This is a genomic window from Propioniciclava sp., from assembly GCF_029977985.1.
In the GTDB taxonomy this organism is placed as follows: domain Bacteria; phylum Actinomycetota; class Actinomycetes; order Propionibacteriales; family Propionibacteriaceae; genus Propioniciclava.
This window is the reverse complement of sequence record NZ_JARKOT010000139.1, coordinates 19,350-35,055: the sequence shown is the minus strand read 5'-3', so window position 1 is coordinate 35,055 and position 15,706 is coordinate 19,350. Positions and strand designations below refer to the sequence as shown.

The following is a 15,706-nucleotide window of genomic DNA, read 5'->3' as shown; positions in this document are numbered from 1 at the left end:
CCCGATGGCCTACACCCCCGTGGTCGGGACGCTGGCGTACGTGAGACGCGGCGGCGACGTGCTCATGGTGCACCGCTCGTTCAAGGACGCCGACCCCGCGCTCGGCAAATACAACGGCCTCGGCGGCAAGCTCGAGCCCGACGAGGACGTCGTAGCCGGGCTGCGTCGCGAGCTCCGGGAGGAGGCGGGGATCGAGATCAGCGCGTGGCGGCTGCGGGGCACGGTGAGTTGGCCGGGCTTCGGCGCCGACGGCGAGAGCGTGTTGGCGTTCGTCTTCGTCGTGGACGCCTTCACCGGCGAGCCGCCCGCCGCCAACGACGAGGGCACCCTGCACTGGATCCCGCAGGCCGAGCTGGCCGGTCTGCCGCTCTGGGAGGGCGATCATCACTGGCTCGGTCTCGTCTTCGACGAGACCGTCGCGCAGTTCCACGGCGTCATGCCGTACGCCGACGGCCGGCCCGCAGGCTGGCAGGTGTCGATCCTGCCTGCCTGAGCCGCGATCATGGGGCGCGTGAACCGCTGGGCCGGTATCGCGGGCGGCGTCGCGACGGTGGGGCAGTGCTACCTCGTCCAGACGCCGTCGGTGCGCGCCGCCGTCGAACGCTCCTTCCGCGCACGAGCCCGGGAGCAGGCAGCGGGCAGCGGCGGCGTCCTGCACCTAGAGAACCGGGCGGTGTACGTGCTGGCCCGCTCTTGACCGCCGGATTCGGACCTCCCGACCCGGTGCACCTGCACGGAGTCGGGAGGTCCGAATCGGAGGGTCGCACGGTGCGGGGGCCGTCGGCGCCGTCCACGGACGAGACGTCGACCGATCGCGACGCCGACGCTCGTACTATGGCCCGTAGTAGAGCATCGGTGCTCGGCGTGAGGAACGGTCATGAGCGAAGCGAAGTACCCCGGGACAAGGTCGGTCATCCATGGCAACGGGGCGGTCGCCCACGTCATGCGCCATGTCTGCGGGGGCGTGATCGGCTACCCGATCACCCCGTCGACCGAGATCGCGGAGACGTTCGAGGCGGCCCGGGCGGCCGGCGGCGTCAACGTGTTCGGGAAGCACCCGTTCTTCTTCGAACCCGAGGGGGAACACTCGGCGCAGTCGGGCGCGCTGGGGGCGGCGCTGACGGGTGGCCAGTTCATCTCGAACGCCTCCTCCAGCCAGGGGATTCTCTACGCGATGGAGTCCCACTTCGTGACGGTGGGCAAGAAGGTGGGCGGGTTCGTCCTGCAGGTGGCGGCGCGCGTGGTGAGCAAGCACTCGCTCAACGTGATGGCCGGCCACGACGACGTGTACGCCCTGCTGCCGTCCGGCTACACGGTGCTCTTCGGCGCCAACCCGCAGGAGGCGGCCGATCTCGCGGCCATCTCGTACCGCACCTCGGCGCTCAGCCTCATCCCCGTCGCCAACGCCATGGACGGCTTCTCCACGAGCCACATGATGAGCGAGGCGTTCCTGCCCGAGCCCGCGCTGCTGCGCGAATACCTCGGCGACCCCGCCGGCCGCATCCCCTGCCCGACGGTCGCCCAGGAAATCCTGTTCGGCGCCAAGGGGCGCGTCGCGCAACTGGACGCCTGGGCAGCGCGCCGCGCCCGTCGGTTCGACGCCGCCGCCCTGGCTGCCCTGCGCGAGCACCTCGAGGCCAATGCCGACGCGATCGAGGCGGACGCCGCCGGCGACGGCGTCCGGGCCACACTGCGGTGGATCCCGGCCGATCTGCAGGCCGCCTGGCGACGCCAGTGGCGCCAGGCCGCGGCGAAGGGCACCCGCCAGCTGGTGCCCGCGCTCGTGGACCCCCACAACCCCGGCCTCACCGGCCCGGTGCAGAACCAGCCGGACTTCCAGGCCGGGGCCGTCGACCACCGGACCCATTTCGCCGCCGACGTGCCCGGGCTCGTCCGGCGCGCCATGGACGAGTACGCCGAACTCACCGGACGGGCGTACGCGCCGATCATGACGTATCACTGCGACGACGCCGATGTCGTCATGGTGGCGCTCGGCTCGGTCACGGACGACGTGCGCGCCGTCCTGCCGGTCGTGCGCGGCCTGGGCATCAAGGCCGGACTCGTGTCGGTGAAGTGCCTCCAGCCCTTCCCCGAGGCCGAACTCGTCGCCGCCTTGGACGGCAAGAAGGCGGTGCTCGTGCTGGAACGGTCCGACCAGATGGCGCTCACCCAGTTCGTGACCGCAGCCGTCTACAAGGGGCAGGACAACATCGAGAAGGTCCGCCACGACGGCATTCCGGCGATGCAGCACCCGGTGCCCGACCTCTCCAGCGCGATCTTCGGCCTCGGCGGCCACGATCTGCAGCCACGGCACCTCGTGGCGGCCTTCAAGGCGCTCGACGCTCAGGCGGTGCCGCCGCTCATCTACCTCGGCAGCCAGTTCTTCGACCCCGACCCCGACCAGGAGCTCAAGAAGATCCAGGACCGGCTCCGGGCCGCCTACCCGCTCACCGCGCAGATGGCGCTGGAGACCGAGCCCAACCCGGCGCTGCTTCCGGACGCCGCGCTGCGGCTTCGCTTCCACTCGGTCGGCGGCTACGGCACCATCGCGACCGGCAAGCTGCTCACCGACATTCTGGCCGGTGTGCTCGGCATGTATTCCAAGTCGGCGCCCAAGTACGGCTCGGAGAAATCCGGCGCGGCGACCAACTACTACATCACCCTGAGCCCCGAACCGGTGCTCGTCACCAACGCCGAGCTGGAGGATGTCGAGGTCGTCATCAGCCCCGACCACAAGGTGTTCAGCCACGCCGACCCGCTCAAGGGCCTCGTCGACGGTGGCACGTTCATCCTCCAGTCGAGCCTCGCCCCCGACGAGGTGTGGCGCGAACTGCCCACCCGCGCCCGGCGCACGATCCGGAACAAGCGGATTCGGTTCTACGTCATCGACGCGTTCGACGTGGCGAAGAAGCACGCCCCGGATCCCGCGCTCCAGACGCGCATGATGGGCATCGCGTTCATCGGTGCCGTCGTCGCGAACGTCGACAAGGTGTCCGCCGGGGCGCCGCGCGACGAGATCATGGCCAAGGTGCGCGCCCAGATCGCCAAGAAGTGGGGTGCGAAGGGCGAGGCGATCATGGACGCCAACATGGCCGTCGTGCTCGACGGGGCGGACGCCACCGTGGCCGTCGACTACGACGGGCCCGACCTGGCCACCATCAGCGACCTCGCCGCCCCGCTGCCGCTGCGCACGGTCGCCCTCTCGGCGCAGATGGCCGACTGCGGCGCGACGTGCGCTTCGGCGTCCGGCTTGTTCGACTACAGCTACTACGACCTGATGAGCGGCCGCCATTTCCGCGACGGCACCATCGGGGAGGCGCCGGTGCTGCCGGGCGCGGGCCTGTTCGTGCCCCCGGGGACGGCGGCCACGAAGGACAAGGGGCTCTTCCGGCGGACCGTGCCGATGTTCCAGCCCGATCTGTGCACGGGGTGCATGGAGTGCGCCCTCGTGTGCCCGGACGCCGCCATCCCCAATGCGGCCTTCGAGCTCGACGACCTGCTGCACACCGGCATCCGCGGCACGGTGCTGGACGCCGACGGCAAGGCCGCTTTGAAGGCGGCCGTCCCCGAACTGGCGGCGGCGGTGCGGGCGTCCTACCTCGGCGCCAAGAAGGACGACCGCATGTTCGCCGACATCGTCGCCGAGGCGGGCGCCCGCGTCGTGAGCGACGAACACGCGGGCGCGCTGGGTGCCCTGGTGGCTCATCTTCGCACCTACCCGGTCGCCCGGAGCCGCGCGTTCTTCGACGCGCTGGAGAAGAAGCAGCCGGGTTCCGGCGGACTGTTCGCGGCGACCATCGACCCGTGGAAGTGCACCGGCTGTCTGGAGTGCGTCGAGATCTGCGGCCCGCACGCGCTGGTGGCGACCGAGCAGGACGCCGCCGTGCGGTCTGTCCTGGAGGACCGGTTCGCGTTCCTCGCCGAGACGCCCAACACGCCCGAGCGGTTCCACGCCGCGGCGTTGGGCGAAGGCGGCGACCTCAAGCGCATGCTGCTGGATCGGGAGAACTACTACGCCTCCACGGGCGGCCATGGCGGCTGCCGCGGTTGTGGCGAGGTCACGGCGATCCGGCTCGTCATCGCGTCCAGCCACGCGCTCGGCGAGAAGCGGACGGCGGCCCAGATCGCCGAGGCGTCCGACCTGCTCGACCGCCTGGTCGCGAAGCGGGACGCCGTCGGAGCAGGAGATGCGGCCAGGCTCGCCCGCCTCGACCAGGCGATCGCGGGTCTGGAACGACATCTCTACCTGCTGGAGGGCGGCCCGACAGGTGAGGGACCCGCCTCGACGGTGATCGCCAACGCAACCGGCTGCTCGTCGGTTTACGCGTCGACGATGCCGTACAACCCGTACAACGACCCGTGGGTGAACAGCCTGTTCCAGGACGCACAACCCTTGGCCAAAGGGCTATTCGAGGGCATCGCCGCCCAGGTGTTGGACGCCGTGCGTGCCCTGCGCACCGCCCGGCTGGAGCTCGACGACCGCTTCCGCGAGGGCCGCGACGACCAGGCGCTCGCGCTGCTGGGCTGGGAGCAGTTCACGCCCGAGGAGATGGACCTGCTGCCCACCTTCCTCACCATCGGCGGCGACGGCGCGACCTACGACATCGGCTTCGGCGCGCTGTCGCGCGTGCTCACCTCGGGCACGCCCATCAAGGCACTCGTGCTGAACACCGGCGTGTACAGCAACACCGGCGGGCAGGCGTCCACATCGAGCTTCATCGGGCAGGACTCCGACCTCGCCCGTGCCGGGCGTGCCCACCCGGGCAAGACGGAGGCCCGCAAGGAACTCGGTCTGCTCGCGTCCTTCCACCCGCACGTGTTCGTCGTGCAGACGGCCACCGCGATGCAGGCGCACTTCCTGAAGAACACCGTCGAGTTCCTCACCTACGCCGACGGCGCGGCCCTCCTCGACGTCTACACGCCGTGCCAGGGAGAGCAGGGCATCGCCGACGAGCAGGCCGCCAACCGCGGCCGTCTCGCCGTGCGGTCGCGCATGTCGCCGCTGTTCGTGCACGATCCGCGCCGCGGCGACACGGTGTTCGAGCGGTTCAGCATCGACGGGAACCCCGAGGTCGGGGCGCTCTGGGTGACGCAGAAGCTCAACCATGCGGACGCCGACGGCTCGCTCAAGCAGTTGTCCGTGGCCCTCACACCCGCCGACTTCGCTCTCGGCGAGGTGCGGTTCGCCAAGCAGTTCCGGCCGCTGCGGGCCGACGAGGAGGCTGCCGGCCTGGTGATCGACGAGTACGTCGACCTGGACGCCGCCGACCGCGAAGGCCGCATCCCGTTCGTGTACTCCACGGACGCCGACCTGCGGCTCGTGAAGGTGGCGTGCGCCCAGGGCATCGTCGATCTCGTCGAGGACCGGCGCCGCAACTGGGAGCTGCTGCAGTACCTGTCGGGCCAGGTCGAGGCCGACCTGCGCGCCGACCACGCCAAGGCGCTCGCCGATCTGCAGGCCCGTTTCGACGAGGCCAGCGCACAGCGTGAGACCTCCATCGACGACATCGCCCGCGCGCTGAGCGAGCTGGCGGCGTCCGGGCCCGGCGCCCTGCCGCCCACGACGAGCGCGCCGAGCGCCCTGGTGCAGGGTCACTTCGAGTCGTTGACCCCCTCTCGTTCCACGGGTGGGCTCGACTCGCTGAGCGCCCCTCGACAGGCGCTGGCGGAGGCGGAGAAGACGGCCGTGGTCGAGTTGCTCGAGAACGACAGGACCCTGTGCAGTGACTGCAAGACCTGCTATCAGGAGATGCCGGAGCTGTTCGAGAGCGAGGAGGTCATCGTGGACGGGCACGTGACCCATGTGGCCCGGATGATTCCGGGGGCGTTGGAGAAGCTGCCGCTGACGCCCGAGAACCTGGCGCGGATCCGCAAGGTGATCGACAACTGCGACAGCGAGATCATCCGATGACGACTGCAGTCGAGTCCTACCTCGCCGCACAGGCCGCCCTGGATGCCTCCCGAGCCCAACTGGCGGCGCTGGCGTCCGACCCGGCGGTGGGGGCGTTCGAGGCGCAGGTGGAGGTGCTCAAGCGGCAGCTGGCGGCGAACCCGCGGCAGTTCCGGGAGCTGTTCCTGCGCGACGGCGTCCAGCAGGTGGCGGCGGCCTTCGCGGCGGGACCGTTGACGGCCGCGTTCACGCGGCAGCTGTGGTCGACGCTGCTGCGCGACGACGACGCGAGCAGGGTCGCGATGCGGTTCCTGTGGAGCGCGCCGCTGCGGCTCAAGCGACGGTTCGTCGCGGGTCTCGACGAGCATCTGCGCGACCGTTACCCGATGTTCGCCGGGCTGAGCCAGAACTGGCCCGCGGCCAACAACGTGCGGCCCTTCATCCGGCCGGCGGCCGAGCGGGCGCGCGACTTCGAGCTGGTGAACACCGGCTACCTCGGCTACCTGACGCAGGGGTACAGCCAGCGCGAGGTGGACCTGTTCGTGTGGCTGGAGGCGCTCCGGGACAAGCAGTGCGCCGACAGCCCGTGCGAGCTGGGCGAGCTCCTGCACAACGGCACCCGCAAGGGCGGCTGCCCGGTGCAGATCCACATCCCGTCGCTGCTCGACCTGCTCGGTGAGGGCAAGTTCGCCGAGGCGCTCGCGCTGCTCGAGGCGTGCAACCCGCTGCCAAACGTGACCGGCCGCGTCTGCCCGCAGGAGCTGCAGTGCCAGGGCGTGTGCGCCCACCAGCAGCGGCCGATCGAGATCGGCCAGCTGGAGTGGTTCCTGCCGCAGCGCGAGAAGAAGGTCACGCCGGAGGAGATCGCGAAGCGGTACGGGGGGCGTCCGGACCCGTGGGCGGCGGCGACGAAGCCGCCGATCGCGATCATCGGGTCGGGCCCGTCGGGGCTCATCAACGCGTTCCTGCTGGCCGCCGACGGGTTCCCCGTGACGGTGTTCGAGGCCTTCCACGAGCTGGGCGGGGTGCTGCGCTACGGCATCCCGGAGTTCCGGCTGCCGAACGAGCTGATCGACGACGTGGTGGGCACGATCAAGCTGCTCGGCGGGCGCTTCGTGACCAACTTCGTCGTCGGGAAGACCGCTGGTCTCGACGACCTCAAGGCCGCCGGCTTCGCGCAGGTCTTCGTGGGCACCGGCGCCGGGCTGCCGCAGTTCATGAACGTGCCGGGGGAGCACCTGCTCGGCGTGATGAGCGCCAACGAGTTCCTCACGCGCGTGAACCTCATGCGGGCGCGCTCGCCCGAGTACGAGACGCCGCTGCCCGACGTGGCGGGGCGCAAGGTGCTCGTCATCGGCGGCGGCAACACCGCGATGGACGCCGCCCGCACAGCCCTGCGCCTCGGCGGCCGGGTGACGATCGTCTACCGGCGGACGCAGGACGCCATGCCGTGCCGCGTGGAGGAGTTGCACCACGCTCTCGAAGAGGGCGTCCGGCTGGCACCGCTGCGTTCCCCGGCCGAGTTCGTCGGCACCGAGGCCCACTGGGTGCGGGCTGCCGTCTGCGACGTCATGGAGCTCGGTGAACCGGACGCCTCGGGCCGCCGCTCGCCGGTGCGGACGGGCGAGCGGGAGACGCTGCCCGCCGATCTGGTCATCATGGCGCTGGGCAACACGTCGAACCCGATCATCCGCGACAGCCAGCCCGACCTGAACGTCACCGTGCGCGGGGCGATCCAGGTGAGCGATGGGTCGCAGGAGACGTCGATCGCGGGCGTCCACTCCGGCGGCGACGCGGCGCGCGGCGGGTCGACCGCCATCCGCGCGGCCGGCGACGGCCAGGCCGCGGCGCGCGCGATGGCGCAGCTGGCGGCGTCCATGCCGGCGGCCCAGATCCGCGACCGGGTGGGCCGCGCCAAGCGGTACACGAACCTGGTTTCGGCGCAGCCGCGCATCGTCGCGAAGACGCCGCTGGCGCCGGGCATCGTCGAGTTCGAGGTGTACGCGCCGGTGATCGCGCGGGCGGCCCGGGCGGGCCAGTTCGTGCGGGTGCTGGGCTGGCCCGACGGAGAGCTCATCCCGCTGACCCTGGCGGACTGGGACGCCGAGGCGGGCACGATCACGCTGGTCATCCAGGGCATGGGCACGTCGACGCTCAAGATGAACCGGATGGCCGTGGGGGAGACCTACGCGGGCATCGCCGGTCCGCTCGGGCAACCCAGCGAGCTGCGCCGGGTGGGCGACGACGAGACGGTCGTGTTCACGGCGGGCGGCGTCGGGCTGCCGCCGGTGTACCCCATCGCGAGGGCGCACCTGGAACTCGGCAACCACGTGACGTTGATCGTCGGCTTCCGGTCCGAGAGCTTGCTGTTCTGGAACGGCGAGGCAGCGCGGCTCCAGACGCTGAAGAAGCGGTTCGGCGACCAGGTGGAGATCGTGTTCACCTCCGACGACGGCACGTTCGGCGTCCCGGGCCTGGTCACGGGTCCGTTGCGCCAGATGCTGGACGCCGACGCCGCCGGTTCGTCGACGCGGCGCCTCGCCGAAGTGGTGACAATCGGCCCGCCGCGGATGATGGAGTCGGTGTGCGCGCTGACCCGCGGCTACGGCGTCCACACCGTGGCGAGCCTCAACTCGATCATGGTGGACGCCACGGGCATGTGCGGCGCGTGCATGGTGCCGGTCACCGAGGACGGCAAGCTGACCCGCAAGCACGCGTGCATCGACGGCCCCGAGATCGACGGCCACGCGATCGACTGGGACAAGTTCCTGCCGCGGTTCGGCCAGTTCCGCGCCCAGGAGCGCGCCAGCCGGGAGCGTGCCGGGCTGTGACCTGTCGGTGAGTGGGCTCATACCTGCTGGGCGAGCCTGTCGAGACCGCCTCTCGGCTAGGGTGGCGACGCCCTGAAGGAGGAGCATGCGCACACCTCTCGGACCCGGCCGGCCACTGCGGACCGATCGCATCCATCGGTACGTGACCGCTTGGTGCCCACGCTGCCACGTCGACGACCCGTCGCTCGCCGCGGCGCAGCGGCTCTCGGGCGCACTCGTGGAGTCCGAGGGACGCCTCTGGCTCCAGCGTGGGTGCCCGCGGCACGGCCTCGTCCGCACGCTGTACGACGAGGAACCGCACATCGTGGCCTATCTCGAGCGCTGGCAGGCCCCGACGAAGCAGCATGTGCCCGACGATCCGACCAACTTCCGGCCCGTTCCGGCCGCCTATGAGTACGGTCTGCCGCCCACGCAGACGCAGCACACGTGCATCCTGCTCGAGGACGTCATCGAGCACTGCAACCTGCGCTGCCCCACGTGTTTCACAGCGTCCGGGCCGACGCTGAAGGGCGTGGCCGACCTTGACGCCGTGCTCGCCAACGTCGACACCCGCCTCGCCCGCGAGGGCAACCGCATCGACGTGCTGATGCTCTCGGGCGGCGAGCCGACCCTCTACCCGAGGCTTCCCGAGCTGCTCGACGCCCTCGCCGAGCGGCCCATCGTGCGGATCATGCTCAACACGAACGGGCTCCTCATCGCCACGGACGACGCGCTCGTCGACGTCCTCCGCCGGCATCGGCAGCGCGTCGAGGTCTACCTGCAGTACGACGGGGCGGACGCCGCGGCGTCCACCACGCTGCGCGGCGGTGACCTGACCCGGCACAAGGACGCTGCGATCGCGCGGCTGTCGGAGGCCGGCGTGTTCACCACGCTCGTCATGACGATCGCGAAGGGCGTGAACGACGACGCGATCGGGGCGACGGTGCTGCGCGCGCTGGAGACGCCCTTCGTCGGTGGCGTGGCCCTGCAGCCGGTGTTCGGGTCGGGACGCAACCCCGGCGTCGACCCCGACGACCGGGTCACGCACGGCGGCGTCCTCGCCCGGCTGGAGCCGCAGACCGGGGGCGTCGTGCGATGGCACGACCTCATCGGCCTGCCGTGCTCGCACCCCCACTGCGCGTCCGTTGGCTACCTGCTGCGCGGGGACGACGGCACGTGGCGTTCGCTCGTCGGGATCATCGGGCACGACCGGCTGGCCGAATGGCTGCAACTCGAACCCGAACTCATCGCCAACCGTGTCGCCGATTCCGAGCTGCCGCGCCACCTGCGCACCGCCCTGCAGAGTTCGCTGCTCGACCTGATGAGCGAGCAGGCCACGCTCACCCATCCTCGGACCCTCGAGCTCTGGAAGAACGTCTGCACGGCGTGCGATCTCGGCATCAGCACGCTGGCCACCCTCGCGGCGGGCAAGCTCCCGGGCGGCGAGGACCGCATGCGCCGACTCCTCGCCGAGCGGGTCAAGCGCATCACCGTCAAGCCCTTCATGGACGTCAACACCCTGCTGGAGGAGCGGCTCGTCCAGTGTTGTGTCCACGTAGGGACGGTCCGCGCGGAGGCGGGTGGCGGCGTCCACCAGTGCGCCCCGTTCTGCGCCGTGCAGGCCTGGCCCGAGCTCGGACGCCAGCGTCTCGGCTTCGCCGGGCTGCGGTGAGGGCGGACAATGGTGGCATGAGCGCTCCCCATCCCACGGGCGAGGCGGACGCCCGCCGGTTCGCCGCCGGGCCGCCTCCGTCGACGTTCCTCGCCGGACACGGACCCGACCAGACCGTGCAGACCGCCGACGGACCGGCTCCCTTCGACCCCCTCAGGCTCTGCATCTTCGCGACGATCGCGCTGCTGGGGTGGGTGTTCGGCCCGGCCGCGCTGGTGGTGTTCGCCACGATCGGGTTCGTCGGCTACGCCCGAGCCCGCCGCGCCGGCCTGACGCGGTCGCGCTGCTACCTGCGTGACACGAGGCTCGTTCTCGCCTACCTGGCGGTGCTGGCCGTCGCCGGGCTGGTCGGGGCCGGGTGGTGGGTGGCGCGGCTCGCCGGCATGGCGTGAAGGGCGGCGCATGATCGAGGTCCCGTTCCCGGGCAACCCGTGGGTCCACGGCCTGTTCGTGGCGTTCGGGCTGGTCGCCGCCGGGGTCGTGTTCGCACGCGAGAAGCGTCGCCTCGGCCTCCACGACGACCGCCTGTGGGCTGTGGCCGGCTGCGCGCTGGCGTTCGGCGCCCTGGGCGCGCGCCTGGGCACGTGGTTCTCCGATCCGACCATCCCCCTGTGGGACTGGTGGACCGAGGGCAACCGCAGCATCCTGTCCGGTCTGCTCGGCGCGTGGGTGGGTGTGCACGTGGGCAAGCGCGCCACCGGCTACGTCCCGTCGACGGGCGATCTGTTCGCCCCCGCGGTCGCTCTCGCCATGGCGATCGGACGCCTCGGCTGCGCTCTGACCGAACTGCCCGGAACGCCGACGGGCGGCCCGTGGGGCATGACGTTGCCCAGCCCGTACGCCGAAGCGGTCGGCGCGCGTCCCGGGGTCGGGCTGCACCCCTCGCTGCTCTACGAGGTGGCCTTCCACGCCGTCGCGTTCACCGTGCTGTGGCGCCTGCGCGGACGCCTCGCCCGCCCCGGCGACCTGTTCGTCAGTTACGTCGCCGCCTACGCGCTGTTCCGGTTCGCCGTCGAGTTCGTCCGCGGCAACGAGCCCTTCTGGCTGGGGTTGAGCGGGCCGCAGGTGCTCTGTCTCATCCTGCTACCGCTGCTCGTGTGGCGCTTGACGCGCGTGATTCGCGATGCGTTGGCCCTTCGGCGTGCCAGAATATGCCGCACCGTCGCCCGAACAGGAGGTGAGTGATGTCCGACCAACCCCCCGAGCCGAACCCCTTCGGCCCCCAACCGAGCACCCCGCCCTGGTCGACGCCCCCCGGTGGTGGGCCGACGCCTCCGGGCGGGCCGCCGCCTCAGGGCCCGGAGCCGCCCCCACAGGGCCCGGAGCCGCCCCCACAGGGCCAGATGCCGCCCCCACAGGGCCAGATGCCGCCCCCGCAGGCGTGGCCGGCGCCGATCCCTCCTGCCCGGAAGTCCGGCGGGTCCTACCTGCTCGGAGCGCTGATCGGCCTGGTCGCCTGGCCGGTGCCGTTCGGTCTGGCGGGCGCGATCGGAACGGCGCTCGACCCGGTCAGCCCCGAGGTCGCCGCGATCGTGTCCGGGCTGGTCACCGTGCTGGGGTTGGGGGGCGTCGTCACGCTGTCGGTCTGGCTCATCTCGAAGCCGCACCTCCGCCGCACCGGTGCCGGCATCCTCATCACCCTCGGCGCGGTGCCCATCATCGCCGCCGGCGTGTGCATCGCCATCCTCGCGATGGCGTTCGGCACCTACGGCTGAACTCGTCAGCCAGCCGGACGCCGGACTGCACCGGCGGCGTCCGGCCGATAACCTGCTGCCATGGCCGGACGTCCGTACGACATCCTCCCCGGCGACCACGGCAAGCGCATCCGCGTGCGCGCGCGGGGCAGTGCGGTTCTCCGCATCCCGCGCTTGAACCGGGGCACCGCGTTCACCCACGACGAGCGCCGCGAGCTCGGGCTGGAGGGTCTGCTGCCGGAGGCGGTCACCCCGCTGGACGCCCAACTGCACCGCGCCTACACGCGCTACCTGCGTGCGAACTCGAACCTGGAGAAGTTCGCCTACCTGCAGGGCCTGCGCGACCGCAACACGGTGCTGTTCTACCGCCTGCTGAGCGAGCATCTCGACGAGATGATGCCGATCGTCTACACGCCCACCATCGGCGATGCCATCCAGGAGTTCTCGCTGTGGTACCAGCGCATCGCCGGCGTCTTCTGCTCGATCGAGGCGCCCGATCGCATCGAGCAGGCGCTGCGTTCGATCGACCGCAAGCCCGACGACGTCGACATGCTGATCGTCACCGACTCCGAGGGCATCCTCGGCATCGGCGACCAAGGCGTCGGCGGCGTCCAGATCTGCCTCGGCAAGAAGAGCCTGTACACCGCCGCCGGCGGCGTCGACCCGAACCGGATGGTGCCCGTGGTGCTCGACGTCGGCACCGACAACTTGCAACTCCTCAACGACGACCTCTACCTCGGCCTGCAGCACGCCCGCGTGCGCGGTGAGCGCTACGACGCGTTCATCGAGGCCTTCGTGGAGGCCGCGCAGCGAGTGTTCCCACACGCGATGATCCACTGGGAGGACTTCGGCGCCGACAACGCCCACCGCATCCTGAACGCCTACCGGGAGCGCATCTGCACGTTCAACGACGACGTCCAGGGGACGGCGGCGGTCGTGGCGGCGGCGTTCATCGCGGGCGTGCGGGCGAAGGGGGAGCGGCTCTCGGACCAGCGCGTCGTCATTCACGGTGCCGGCACCGCGGGCATCGGCATCGCCGATCTCCTGGTCGACCTCATGGTCGCCGAGGGGCTCACACCTGCGGAGGCACGGCAGCGGTTCTGGGCCACCTCGAGCCGGGGGCTGGTCACCGACGAGCCCACGAAGAGGTTCCGCGACTTCCAGCGGCCCTACGCGCGGGCGGCGTCCGAGCTCACGGGCTGGGCCACCGACGCGCCGGGCGCCTACCACCTCGCTGACGTCGTGCGGAACGTGCACCCGACCGTGCTCATCGGCACCTCGGGGCAGTCGGGGTCGTTCACCGAGCCCGTCATCAAGGAGATGGCGCTCCACGTGGACCGGCCGATCATCATGCCCCTGTCCAACCCGACGATCCTGGCCGAGGCCACCCCCACCGACGTGCTCACCTGGACCGAGGGCCGGGCGCTGGTCGCGACGGGGTCGCCGTTCGGGTCGGTGACCCTCGACGAGACGACCTATGCGGTCGCGCAGGCCAACAATGCGTTCGTCTTCCCGGGCATCGGGTTGGGCGTCAGCGTGTGCCGGGCGACTCGGGTGACCGACGCGATGATCGCCGCCGCCGCCCACGCGGTGGCGTCCCTGGTGCGCATCACGCGCCCGGGGCAGTCACTGCTGCCGCATGTGGGCGACCTGCGGCGGGTCTCCGCGACCGTCGCGATCGCGGTGGCGCGCGCCGCCGAGGCCGAGGGCGTCGCCGAGCGGCCGCTCACCGACCCGATCCAGCAGGTGTTCGACGCCATGTGGCAGCCGGTCTACCCGGAGCTGATCTTCTCCGACTGACGGCTTGATCAGGAGTCGGCGAAGCCGTCGGGGTTCTCCGACTGCCAGCGGAAGGTGTCCTCGCACGCCTGTTCGACGGATTTCCGGGCCTGCCAGCCGAGCTCCTTGTGGGCGCGCGTGACGTCGGCGTAGGACGCCGCCACGTCACCCGGACGCCGCGCGACGATCTCGTAGGGGATCGCCACCCCGGAGGCCCCCTCGTAGGCGTGGACGATGTCGAGCACCGACTTCGGGTCGCCCGTGCCCAGGTTCCACACGTGGAAGCCGCCGTGCCCGCCCAGGTAGTCAAGGGCCGCGAGATGCCCGGCGGCCAGGTCGACGACGTGGATGTAGTCGCGCAGTCCCGTCCCGTCCGGGGTGGGGTAGTCGTCGCCGAAGACCATCAGCTTGTCGCGGCGTCCGGTGGCGACCTGAGCGACGAACGGCAGCAGGTTGTTCGGGATGCCCTTCGGATCCTCGCCGATGCGCCCGGACGCGTGCGCGCCGATGGGGTTGAAGTAGCGCAGCACGGCGACGCGCAGCTCGGCGTCCGCTGCCGCTGCGTCGGCCAGGATCTGCTCGATCATGTGCTTCGTGCGGCCGTAGGGGTTGGTGGCGCCCGTGGGGGAGTCCTCGGTGAACGGCGGCTCGGACAACTCGCCGTAGACGGTGGCCGACGAACTGAACACGATCTGGTGGCAGTCGTGGGCGGCCATCGCCTCGAGCAGGGTGAAGGTCGAGCCCAGGTTCTCGCGGTAGTACGTGAGCGGGATCTGCGTCGACTCGCCCACCGCCTTCCAGCCGGCGAAGTGGATGACAGCGTCGGGGGAGAAGCCGGCGAAGGCGGCGTCGAGCGCCGCGGCGTCCCGCACGTTCGCCTGCACGAAGCGCGCCTCGCGCCCGGCTAACTCGGCCACCCGGCGCAGGGACTCCTCCGAACTGTTCGAGAGGTCGTCCACGACGAGCACATCGTGCCCGGTCTCCAGGAGGGCGAGGACGGTGTGGGAGCCGATGTATCCGGCGCCACCGGTGACGAGCACGCGCATGACTTTCCTTCCGACACCGACAGGCTAGCAACGCACAGGCTGAACCAGCGTCGTCGGGACCGCGGACGGGGCGTAACGGCGAGGAAACCCCTTTCTTGTAGGTTCGTCCCATGCCACGCATCACCGTCCTGCAGCTCGATCCCACCGTCCCCCTCGACCGTTTCGAGGGCTGGCTCAGGGCCGCGGGGGCCCGGCTGAGCGTGGTGCCGGTGGCCGAGCGGGGGGTTCCCAGTGCGGACGCCGTGGGCGACGGCCTGCTCGTGCTCGGCGGCCGGATGGACGCCCACGCTGTCGCCGAGCACCCCTGGCTGTCGGCCGTCGGTGACCTGCTCGCGGACGTGATCGAGATCGACCTGCCCGTGCTCGGCATCTGCCTGGGCCACCAGATCCTGGCCGACGCGCTGGGCGGTGAGGTGACGGTCGCCGATCCGGCGGGAGGCGAGACTGGGGCGACCCAGGTCGTATGGGCCGAGGCGGCGGCGTCCGACCCCGTGCTGGCTGCGGCAGCCGGGGTAGGGACGGCGGTGGCCGAGTCGCACCACGACGTCGTGACCCGCCTGCCCGAGGGTGCGGTGCTGCTGGCGTCGTCGGAGAAGTACCCCCACCAAGCCTTCCGCGTGGGCTCGGCGGTCGGCGTCCAGTTCCACCCCGAGGCCAGCCCCGAGCTCGTGCGTCGCTGGGAAGAGGCGGACGGCAACGACACGACCGAGCTGGTCGCCGGGTTGCGGGCGAACGATGCCGAGATCGTGGCCGTCGGCCGGGCCGTCGCCGAGGGGTTCGTGCGCGCCTGCGCGTGAGCTGGTCGCCCGCGCGGG

The 15,706-nt window shown here is 71.2% G+C and carries 11 protein-coding genes; 10 read left to right on the top strand and 1 reads right to left on the bottom strand.

All coding sequences use genetic code 11. From position 1 onward, the window contains the following. The first annotated feature begins 4 nt into the window (after positions 1–4). From Q1K57_RS08645 to Q1K57_RS08605, 9 genes are all read left to right on the top strand, one after another. Positions 5–493, top strand: coding sequence for an 8-oxo-dGTP diphosphatase (locus Q1K57_RS08645; RefSeq protein WP_300081036.1), 489 nt, complete (start codon positions 5–7; stop codon positions 491–493). 18 nt (positions 494–511) lie between these two features. Beyond that, complete coding sequence (locus Q1K57_RS08640; protein ID WP_300081033.1) at positions 512–697, top strand: hypothetical protein; 186 nt, start codon at positions 512–514, stop codon at positions 695–697. A gap of 180 nt (positions 698–877) precedes the next feature. After that, entirely contained in the window at positions 878–5,911 is a 5,034-nt protein-coding gene (locus Q1K57_RS08635; RefSeq protein WP_300081030.1) for a 2-oxoacid:acceptor oxidoreductase family protein, read from the top strand. Beyond that, the gene (locus Q1K57_RS08630) at positions 5,908–8,721 is read left to right on the top strand and encodes a sulfide/dihydroorotate dehydrogenase-like FAD/NAD-binding protein (RefSeq protein WP_300081028.1); all 2,814 of its coding nucleotides are present in this window, start codon (positions 5,908–5,910) and stop codon (positions 8,719–8,721) included. The genes Q1K57_RS08635 and Q1K57_RS08630 overlap by 4 nt, the downstream gene beginning before the upstream one ends. A gap of 85 nt (positions 8,722–8,806) precedes the next feature. Continuing rightward, the gene (locus Q1K57_RS08625; protein ID WP_300081025.1) at positions 8,807–10,372 is read left to right on the top strand and encodes a radical SAM protein; all 1,566 of its coding nucleotides are present in this window, start codon (positions 8,807–8,809) and stop codon (positions 10,370–10,372) included. 17 nt (positions 10,373–10,389) lie between these two features. Further along, positions 10,390–10,764 carry a hypothetical protein gene (locus Q1K57_RS08620; protein WP_300081023.1) on the top strand — a complete coding sequence of 125 codons (375 nt, stop codon included), beginning with the start codon at positions 10,390–10,392 and terminating at the stop codon, positions 10,762–10,764. A gap of 10 nt (positions 10,765–10,774) precedes the next feature. Next, entirely contained in the window at positions 10,775–11,557 is a 783-nt protein-coding gene (locus Q1K57_RS08615) for a prolipoprotein diacylglyceryl transferase family protein (RefSeq protein ID WP_300081020.1), read from the top strand. A gap of 158 nt (positions 11,558–11,715) precedes the next feature. Beyond that, positions 11,716–12,087, top strand: coding sequence for a hypothetical protein (locus Q1K57_RS08610; RefSeq protein WP_300081018.1), 372 nt, complete (start codon positions 11,716–11,718; stop codon positions 12,085–12,087). A gap of 60 nt (positions 12,088–12,147) precedes the next feature. Further along, positions 12,148–13,866 (top strand): NAD-dependent malic enzyme, encoded by a 1,719-nt coding sequence (locus Q1K57_RS08605; RefSeq protein ID WP_300081015.1) that lies wholly within the window; start codon positions 12,148–12,150, stop codon positions 13,864–13,866. 8 nt (positions 13,867–13,874) lie between these two features. Here Q1K57_RS08605 and galE read toward each other — a convergent pair whose 3' ends face one another. After that, on the bottom strand, positions 13,875–14,891 hold the full coding sequence (gene galE, locus Q1K57_RS08600; RefSeq protein ID WP_300081012.1) for a UDP-glucose 4-epimerase GalE: 1,017 nt from the start codon (positions 14,889–14,891) through the stop codon (positions 13,875–13,877). 110 nt (positions 14,892–15,001) lie between these two features. Here galE and Q1K57_RS08595 point away from each other — a divergent pair, with 110 nt between their 5' ends. After that, positions 15,002–15,688, top strand: a complete 687-nt coding sequence (locus tag Q1K57_RS08595) for a type 1 glutamine amidotransferase (RefSeq protein ID WP_300081009.1) — start codon at positions 15,002–15,004, stop codon at positions 15,686–15,688. Positions 15,689–15,706: the final 18 nt, after the last annotated feature.